Below are 8,986 nucleotides of genomic sequence, written 5' to 3'. Positions count from 1 at the left end.
TTTTTTTGGTTCTTTTAAAAGTTTTATATAGGGTGGGTCGTATTTAACTTCCCACTCTTTGTGTGCCTTATTTAATACCGCTCTAAGTTTCTGGAGTAGCCTATTAATGGTTGCATTACTGACGCCATCATCCAAACGTTTTTGAATGATCTCATCAACATGCATACGGCGAATTTCATCCAGATATTTATGACAAAAAAATGGATCAAGATATTTAAAAATGCTGATCTCATTTATTTGATCAAGATTCTGGGTTTCTTTCACATAACGGACAAAAGCTTCTTGCCATTTAAGGAGAGGTTTTCCCCTAAATTATGGACTCGCCATAAATCGGATTTTACCTTTGACTCGTATTATTTAACAACACAAAATAGATTATTGAAGGAGGGGGTAAGCCGGGAATTAGGATTTCATGTTTTCCATAATTTAATGGGTTCAGTCACAAGAAATCTTAACCTATTCAATATTATTTAGTGTTAGAAATTGGTGGTTTAGAAGTTAATGAAAGGGGGGGCTTAAGTTTTAGGATTGAAAAAAATTAACCAGGTCTGGTTGTTTTTATGCTGATTTGTATTGTTCAAAAGGCTTGATAAAGTTAGTGTGCATTGTGTCCAAACCAAAGCTTGAGTATTTTGGGGGCATAAAAAAACGGAGAAAAAGCAATGCAATTTCTCCGTCTAGTTTTAACTTTGTTTAAAGAGTGAATTATTCACTCCTTTATCTACTACTAGTTCGTAGCTGTTCCACCAGAAAGAGTGGTTTTTTCTTCTACTTTAGTTTTAATGGCTTCATTATTTTCAAAACCTTCAGTATTACCGTTTTTAACATCTTCTTTTTTCTGTGCAACAACTGTTTTGAAAAGTTCACTGTCAGTCGTTATCACGACAACGGTTTTACCAGCAGCAGCAAGTGTTTGGCTTGTCGATTTCGTTTTAATGGTCTCTTTGTTAGTTAGCTCTGCAGCTGTGCTACTAGTAACAACCTTAACGATTTTTGCAATGGTATCAAGCAGATCACCACCTGTTTGACCCGCACTGTTTTCATTAATGGCATCAGTAACAGCCTTTGCAGCAGATTTCGCTACAGCGCGGTTAGCGGCATTAGTGACAACCGTATTGATAACAGTATCATCATTTACAGCTTCATCAATCGTTGTTGTTGTAGCAGTTTTGGTTTTTGTTGCTGATGCAAATGCTTTAAGTGGATCCGTATTACCGGCTTTCTCAAGTGTTTTAGCTAGGGCAGTTAACTTAACAGCCGCTTTAATAACCGCATCACTGGCACCTTCTGCAACTGGATTTTGGTCAAGTTCCGCTTCTGAAACACCTAATATCTCAGCGGTTCTCGTTCTGGCTTCAGCTTCAGTTAAACCTGAATCTTGGTAACTTTTTACCATTGTGGTTAGAGGCGTTACGGCTAATGATTTTAAGCCATACTCCGTAGCATCTTTAGCTTTTGCTGACATTGGCGGAAGATCTGCACCGGTATGTGCATCCTTACAGCCAGTGACAGTAATATCTTCTGTCGGTGTACCCATAAAGATATATTGACCGGGTGAACCTGTTGGATCTACTTCGATAGCGGTAAGATCACCAGATTTTACGGTACAACCGGTTCCTAATCCGTCGGCAACGGTAACAACAGTTCCGTTAGCAGCAGCAGCATCGATTGCCTGATCAATTTCAGCATCAACTGAAGCTTCAGTTGCAGTTGATGTTGGGATGGGGTTCTCACTACAGCCAATGACCATTGACATGGTCGCGGCAAGAAAACTGGTTTTAAACAGTAATGAAAGGTTTTTGGTATCCATTGTTGATTCCTTCTTAAGGGTATTGGGTGCGTATTGATTAACACTGGACATTTTACAATAAGTCGAGCATTAATGTTTACATTAAAATTCTGTATAACTTTAGCGGGTTTTTAGCTTTAAAACAACCTCTTTGTGTGTGATTTTGGTAAAAAAAGAGGAACTAGCGTAGAATGCCTTTTTTTTGCAAGCTTAGATACAAAATTTATTATTCCTAATAATCGCCAGGATAATGAATTGATATCAGTAAAACGGCGTTTTTGAGAGGTTAAATCACTCAATGTTAAAGATAGATCAGATCAATTTTAATGATAGGCAATCCATTGAGAGGGCGCTTGAGCAAACTTTAACCAAAGACCGATTTCGGTTGAGCCAGCAATTCCGCCAATTTTGTTCGAAGTGGCCTGACTCAACGGGTATTCCATCTCACTTATTAGACAATCCAAAATGGCAGCCGTTTTGCCAGAAGTTGATTGATTCTTTAACCGCGGTAGCGCAACACCAACAAAGCATCCCAAATATTCATTATGAAGCCTTGCCGGTTGCTGAGCGGCGATCAGAAATTCTATCACTGATCAAACAACACCAAGTGGTTGTCATTGCGGGGGAAACCGGGTCCGGAAAAACCACGCAAATCCCTAAAATTTGTTTAGAAGCTGGGCGAGGGGTGTTTGGCCGAATTGGCTGTACTCAGCCTCGACGATTGGCGGCAAGAAGTGTTGCTGAACGGATTGCCGAGGAACTTGGGTCTAAGCTTGGAGAATTGGTCGGTTACCAAGTACGTTTTCATGATCAAGTACACGAACAAAGCTTATTGAAAGTGATGACCGATGGGATTTTATTAGCGGAAGTTCAAAAAGATCCCTATTTAAACCAATATGACACGCTGATTATTGATGAGGCGCATGAGCGTTCCATTAATATCGATTTTTTATTGGGTATTCTTAAAAAGCTTTTGGCAAAACGTTCGGATTTAAAATTGATTATTACGTCGGCCACGATTGATACGCAGCGTTTTGCGGATTTTTTTGAAGGCGCGCCAATTATTGAAGTCAGTGGACGAACCTATCCGGTTGAAATTCGCTATCGCCCGTTGGTCAAAGTAAGCGATGACGATGGCAATGAATTTGAACAGGATATGCCCACGGCGATCGGCGATGCCTTGGCCGAATTATCTGAAATCGATCCGTTTGGCGATGTGTTAGTTTTTCAGACCGGTGAAAGGGATATTAAGGAAACGGCGGAAGCGCTGCGCAAGCAACATCTCAAAAACACCGAAATAGTCCCCCTTTATGCGCGATTAAGCATGGCGGAACAAAATAAGGTTTTTCAGACATCTAGCAAACGGCGGGTGATTTTATCGACCAATGTCGCTGAAACCTCTTTAACGGTGCCGGGCATTAAATTTGTGATTGACCCAGGCCTGGTTAGAATTAGCCGCTATTCGGTGCGTTCTAAAGTGCAACGCCTGCCGATAGAAAAAATTTCTCAAGCTTCAGCCAATCAGCGTGCTGGCCGTTGTGGACGCGTTAGTTCAGGGGTCTGTATTCGACTCTATGAGGAAGACGACTTCAATAGTCGCGCCGCCTTTACGCCGCCGGAAATCCATCGTACCTCTTTAGCCACCGTGGTATTACAAATGGCGCAGATGCGCTTGGGGTCACCTAAACACTTTCCCTTTATTGAACCACCGGAAGATAAAGCGCTCAATGATGGTTTTCGACAGCTACAAGAATTAGGTGCTTTAGACGAAAAACGCACCCTTTCTCAGACAGGGCAGCAACTGGCTAAATTGCCATTAGACCCTCGAATGGCCAAAATGGTGTTGGAGGGGCAGAAAAATGGGGTGCTGGCGGAAGTGTTGATTATCGCGGCGGCCATTAGCATTCAAGACCCACGAGATGTCAATGAATCAACACGGCAAGCAGCCAATCAGGCCCATAAAATCTTTGAAGATCGTCGATCTGATTTTTTATTTTTCCTCAATTTATGGCGCTTTTATGAAGATAAGCGTCGCCATTTAAGTCAAAACAAACTTCGAAAATTATGCAAAACCAATTTCCTGTCGTACTTGCGAATGAAAGAATGGCACGATTTATTTTTTCAATTGGAAATGAACTTAAAACGCATGGGCATCAAAGTTGGTGAGTTGCATTTATATGAAGAAGTGCAACAGGGTAAAACCGTGACCGAGCGTCTTTCAGACCTGCATTCTATGGCAGTGCACCGTTCCTTAATGGCTGGTTTGTTGGGGAATATTGCCATGAGAGACGATGAAAATAGCTATCTTGGCGCTCGAAATACTAAGTTGTTTATTCATCCCAGTTCGGCCTTATTCAAGCAAAAGCCTAAATGGTTGTTGTCCGGCGAGTTAGTCGAAACCACCAAACTGTATGCACGAAATAATGCAGTGATTGATGTTAACTGGATTGAACCTTTAGCGCAGCATCTTATCAAACGGCATTATGCCGACCCACATTGGCAGAAAAAATCGGGGCAGGTGGGTGCTTTTGAATCGGTAACCTTGTATGGGCTGCCAATCGTCAATCGACGACGCTGTAATTATGGTCCAATTAATCCTGTGGAATCCCGTAAGCTGTTTATCCAGTTTGGTTTGGTGCAGGGTGAGCTGAATAGTAAAGTGGATTTTTTTGTTCATAATCAAAAGCGTATTGCTGAAATCCATAAACTGGAATCCAAGCTCAGACGGCCGGATTTTTTAGTTGAGGAATCGGTGTTGCATGATTTTTACGATACCCATATTCCGACTCACATTTATAATCAGCCGGCTTTTGAAACTTGGGTCAAGCAGACTCAAAAGAAAGATCCTGACAAAATCAAATCACTCTATTTAGAGCGCGACTTTTTGTTGAAACAAGCGGTTGATGAGCGGGTTGCGATTGATTACCCCGATCAACTCCAGATTAAAAACCAGTTGAGTTTACAAGTCGACTACCAATTTGAGCCGGGCAAAGCCGTTGATGGCATGGTGGTGAAATTGCCCTTGTCCGCGTTAAATCTGGCACAAACAGCAGACTTTGAATGGTTGACCCCCGGGTTATTAAAAGAAAAAACCGCCTTTTATATTAAGGCATTACCGAAAAATCTGCGAAAGCAGTTTATCCCGGCACCACAAACGGCCGAAGCGGTATTGGCTGATATGTCACCCACTAAACGGATTGAGGGTCGTACAGCAGATTACGTTACCCAACTGGTTTGGGCGCTGAATCGCCGTGCACAAAATCGGGTAGCGGCCGCTGATTTTGGCGAAGTTGTGCTACCCGATTATCTAAAACCCTATTTTGTGTTATTGGATGATCAGGGTAAAAAAATTGCTAAAAACAGTGACTTGGAAAAGCTAAAAACAGACTATTTGCATCTGGTTGATGCTCGTATTCAGAAGCATCAATCACATCAGCAAACAGAACATCGTGTCGTTGAAAGTTGGGATTTTGGTGACTTAGCGGATTCAAAAACCATTCGTTCTCAGGGGCTGGAAATGGTTGCCTATCCAGCGTTACAAAAGGCAAATGATCATATTGAATTAACGCTGTTGGGGGATATGGACGAAGCTGAGCAGCATCATCGTGAAGCGGTTATTTTTCTCATGAAACAAGCGCTTGCTGATAAAGAAAAATATTTACAAAAAAAGCTGCCGTTACAAAAGGCCTGTTTGTGTTTTGCGCCCTATGGTAATTGCCAGTCTTTAACGCAGCAAATTATCGATCGTGCGTTATTGGAATGGTTGCCCAATGCTGAAAAGATTCGCCGTCAAGCTGACTTTGAACAACGGTTGGCAGAGGTAAAAACGCACTGGATCGAAACTGCACAACAATTGGCCAAGCAGGTAACGGCTATTTTGACGCAGCACCAAAAAATTGCGAAACAGGTTAAAGGCAAGGTGTCGCCGCGTTGGTTAGCTTCTGTAGCAGATGTCCGTACTCAATTAGATGAATTAATTGATGCTACCTTTGTTCGAGATACCCCTGAAAACTGGCTAAAGCAATTTCCCCGCTACCTACAAGGCATTGAAAAACGGTTAGAAAAAATTGACCTAGACCCTGCCAAAGATCAGAAGCTGATTCGTGAGATTCAACCCTTATTGGATCGTTATCAGGCTCTAGCACACTCCCCAGCGTATCAATTTCACCCAGGCCTGGTTGAAATTCGCTGGTTAATTGAAGAGTTACGATTGTCACTATTCGCTCAGCCGATGAAAACACTCAAACCCGTGTCGATTCCAAGAATACAAAAAAAGCTACAAGCTTTGTGACTCCTTATTTTAGGAAAAGTAATTATTGGTCATAAGGGAAGCTTATGCCATAATAAAGCCAAGTTGATTTATCTTTTTAATTTATCGTAGGGAGTTTAGGGGTTTATGATCTTGTTAAATGCACAGCCTGGTTTTTCAATGCGTTCGATTGTGGGTCTAAGCTTAAGTGCGCTACTGAGCATTGGCTTGCTAAGTGGCTGTAGTGAAGAATCCAAACAGAAAGCCAGTGACGCTATTGAAAATGCTAAAGAAATGGCTCAGGACTCAATGGAAAAAGCACAAGAAACCATAGAAGAGTCGGTTGATGAAGCTACAGAAAAAATGGATGAAATGACTGAGTCGGTCACTGATTCTGTGACGGAAACGGTTGAAGAAACTTACGAAAAAGCCAAGTCACTGAGTGCGGCTGAAGCGGCTCCGATGTTATTGGCTGAAAATGCAACTGCAGGAGTCGATCTCTATAAGTCATGTGTTGGCTGTCATGGCGCAAAGGGAGAAGGCGGTGTCGGTCCAAGATTGGCAGGTCGTGATGCAGAACAAATGATAGCCAATTTAAAAACCTACCGTGAAGGTGGGCAAGTCGGGCCAATGAGTTCGCTAATGACGCCTTATGTCAAAAACCTTTCTGATACCGATTTAAAAACGATGGTGGATTATATCAGTCAGTTTTAACCTCATTTTCTTGGTCAGTGTCTTCTGGCCGACCTTGCAGCCCACCTGAATGATAAAGAATTACTTTCGAATTGGGTGGGATTCTTTGTAGTCGCATTTCTTCTAAAAATCCATGTACCATTTTACTGGTGTAGATGGGATCCAATAAAATACCAAAATTAGTTTCAAACCAGCGTTGATCGGCTAGACACGCTTCAGTTGTTTTTGCATAGCCACCGCTACTGTACTGGGTGAGCAGTTGCCAGGTCACTGAGTGGTGCGCTGTATTCGCTCTGTTATCAGCAAGATGACTAATTGACTCCCGTAAATAGTCTGCTTGATTGAGCGTTGCGATGCCAAATAAGGCTCGTACGGAAACAGGATTTCGTTGACTCATTTTAACCAGGCCTGCCAAGGTGCCACCGGTTCCCACTGCTGTATAAAGGTGTGACCAAGTCGGACATTGCTGATCAAGTTGGTCGATCACGGCTTCAAACCCTTGTATGGCAAGCTCATTGGTTCCGCCTTCTGGCAGAATAAAACTGTTCGGAAAATCCTCTTGCAGTTGCCGTAAAAATGCTGGGTCTTCCTTTTGTCGATAAGCCTGACGGCTCATAAAATGCAATTGCATGCCATTCGCCTGGGCGGTCAATAAGGTTGGACTCCATTTTTGAGGGCAGTTTGCCAGCTCATCGCCTCGAATCATTCCGACGGTTTCAAAACCAAATGTCTTCGCCGCTGCAGCCGTTGCAGCAATATGATTGGAATAGGCTCCGCCAAAGGTAATGAGTCTGAGGGTGCCTTGCTTGCGAGCCTGATCTAAGTTTAACCGCAGCTTATGCCATTTATTGCCTTGAATGGCAGGGTGATTTAAGTCATCACGCTTCATCCATACCTGTAGTTGGTGGCTTTCAAAGAGTGGGTGCTTAAGCGGTTGTAGTGGTGTGACGATAGAAGAGGTTAGCAAATTAACGAATCTCAATTTTATTTGTTAGAATAGCGCTTTATTTTAACGGAAGGGTGGATGACAAGGATGGAACATTTAACCACAAGCTTAGATGTGATGTTTATTTTGCTGGGAGCCATTTTGGTGCTGTTTATGCACGCCGGATTTGCTTTTTTAGAAGTGGGAACCGTACAACATAAAAACCAAGTGAATGCACTGGTCAAAATTATGACCGATTTAGGGGTTTCAACCGTTGCGTACTTCTTTATTGGCTATGGCATCGCCTATGGCGTCTTTTTAGGGTTCAATATCGATGGACAGCTCACCCAGCAGATGACAGAAAAGTCTGGCTATGAATTGGTGAAATTCTTTTTTTTAATGACTTTTGCCGCAGCGATACCCGCTATCGTATCGGGTGGAATTGCTGAAAGAGCCCGTTTTAACCCAGTGTTGATGTCTACTTTTCTCATTGTAGCTTTTGTTTATCCGTTATTTGAAGGCATTGCCTGGAATGGCAATTTCGGCATCCAAAATAGCTTGGAAGCGATGTTTGGTGCGCCTTTTCATGATTTTGCTGGGTCAATTGTGGTTCACGCTGTTGGTGGTTGGATTGCTCTGGCAGCGATTATTGTATTAGGTGCTCGTCATAATCGTTATGATAGCCAAGGCAGAATGCGCACGGTTTATCCACCTTCCAGTATTCCGTTTTTAGCCTTGGGTGCTTGGATTCTATCAGTGGGCTGGTTTGGCTTTAATGTCATGTCTGCTCAAGCGATTGAAGGTATTCAAGGGTTAGTCGCGATGAACTCTTTAATGGCAATGGTTGGCGGCATTATTGCAGCCACTTTTGTTGGAGAGAAAGATCCCGGCTTTATTCATAATGGTCCACTTGCTGGACTGGTGGCGATCTGTGCAGGATCAGACATTGTGAGCCCGCTTGGCGCATTGGTGATTGGATTGGTTGCCGGGGCCTTATTTGTGAAAGCCTTTACTTGGACGCAAAAAACGCTCAAAATTGATGACGTACTTGGGGTTTGGCCATTGCACGGACTTTGCGGAGTCTGGGGTGCAATTGCAGCGGGCATCTTCGGTGCCGAAGCGCTTGGGGGTTTAGGGGGCGTTTCGCTAATGTCGCAAATTGCAGGGAGTGTATTAGGTGTTGTTGTTGCCCTGATTGGCGGTTATGCCGTTTATTGGTTGGTTCATAAAGTGATGGGGTTAAGACTTTCCGATGAAGAACAATACATCGGTGCTGATTTGGCCATTCATAAAATTCACGCCAACCCACCTCGCGAAGAATATTAATTCA

5 protein-coding genes and 1 pseudogene are annotated in these 8,986 nt (G+C 43.0%); 3 read left to right on the top strand and 3 right to left on the bottom strand.

Going from position 1 to position 8,986, the window contains the following annotated elements; genetic code table 11:
- Positions 1 to 264, bottom strand: a pseudogene (locus CYQ88_RS11465) (site-specific integrase); the annotation flags it as partial.
- Between the two features lie 463 nt (positions 265 to 727).
- Entirely contained in the window at positions 728 to 1,810 is a 1,083-nt protein-coding gene (locus tag CYQ88_RS10435; protein ID WP_101841286.1) for a hypothetical protein, read from the bottom strand.
- Between the two features lie 277 nt (positions 1,811 to 2,087).
- Between CYQ88_RS10435 and hrpA the strand changes: the two genes are divergently transcribed.
- A complete protein-coding gene (hrpA, locus tag CYQ88_RS10430) occupies positions 2,088 to 6,080 on the top strand; it encodes an ATP-dependent RNA helicase HrpA (RefSeq protein WP_101841285.1) in 3,993 nt (1,330 codons plus the stop codon).
- Positions 6,081 to 6,185: 105 nt separating this feature from the next.
- A complete protein-coding gene (locus tag CYQ88_RS11640; RefSeq protein ID WP_233188871.1) occupies positions 6,186 to 6,752 on the top strand; it encodes a c-type cytochrome in 567 nt (188 codons plus the stop codon).
- On the opposite strand, the gene CYQ88_RS10420 is transcribed toward CYQ88_RS11640, so the two are convergent.
- Positions 6,739 to 7,698: a 1-aminocyclopropane-1-carboxylate deaminase/D-cysteine desulfhydrase gene (locus CYQ88_RS10420; RefSeq protein WP_101841284.1), complete on the bottom strand. Its 960-nt coding sequence runs from the start codon at positions 7,696 to 7,698 to the stop codon at positions 6,739 to 6,741. The genes CYQ88_RS11640 and CYQ88_RS10420 overlap by 14 nt on opposite strands.
- Positions 7,699 to 7,764: 66 nt before the next feature.
- Here CYQ88_RS10420 and CYQ88_RS10415 point away from each other — a divergent pair, with 66 nt between their 5' ends.
- A complete protein-coding gene (locus CYQ88_RS10415; RefSeq protein ID WP_101841283.1) occupies positions 7,765 to 8,982 on the top strand; it encodes an ammonium transporter in 1,218 nt (405 codons plus the stop codon).
- Positions 8,983 to 8,986 lie beyond the last annotated feature (4 nt).

The sequence above is a fragment of the Hydrogenovibrio sp. SC-1 genome (assembly GCF_002848135.1).
Taxonomy (GTDB): domain Bacteria; phylum Pseudomonadota; class Gammaproteobacteria; order Thiomicrospirales; family Thiomicrospiraceae; genus Hydrogenovibrio.
Note: the sequence above shows the minus strand (reverse complement) of the source record. Positions and strands in the feature narration are given on the sequence as shown.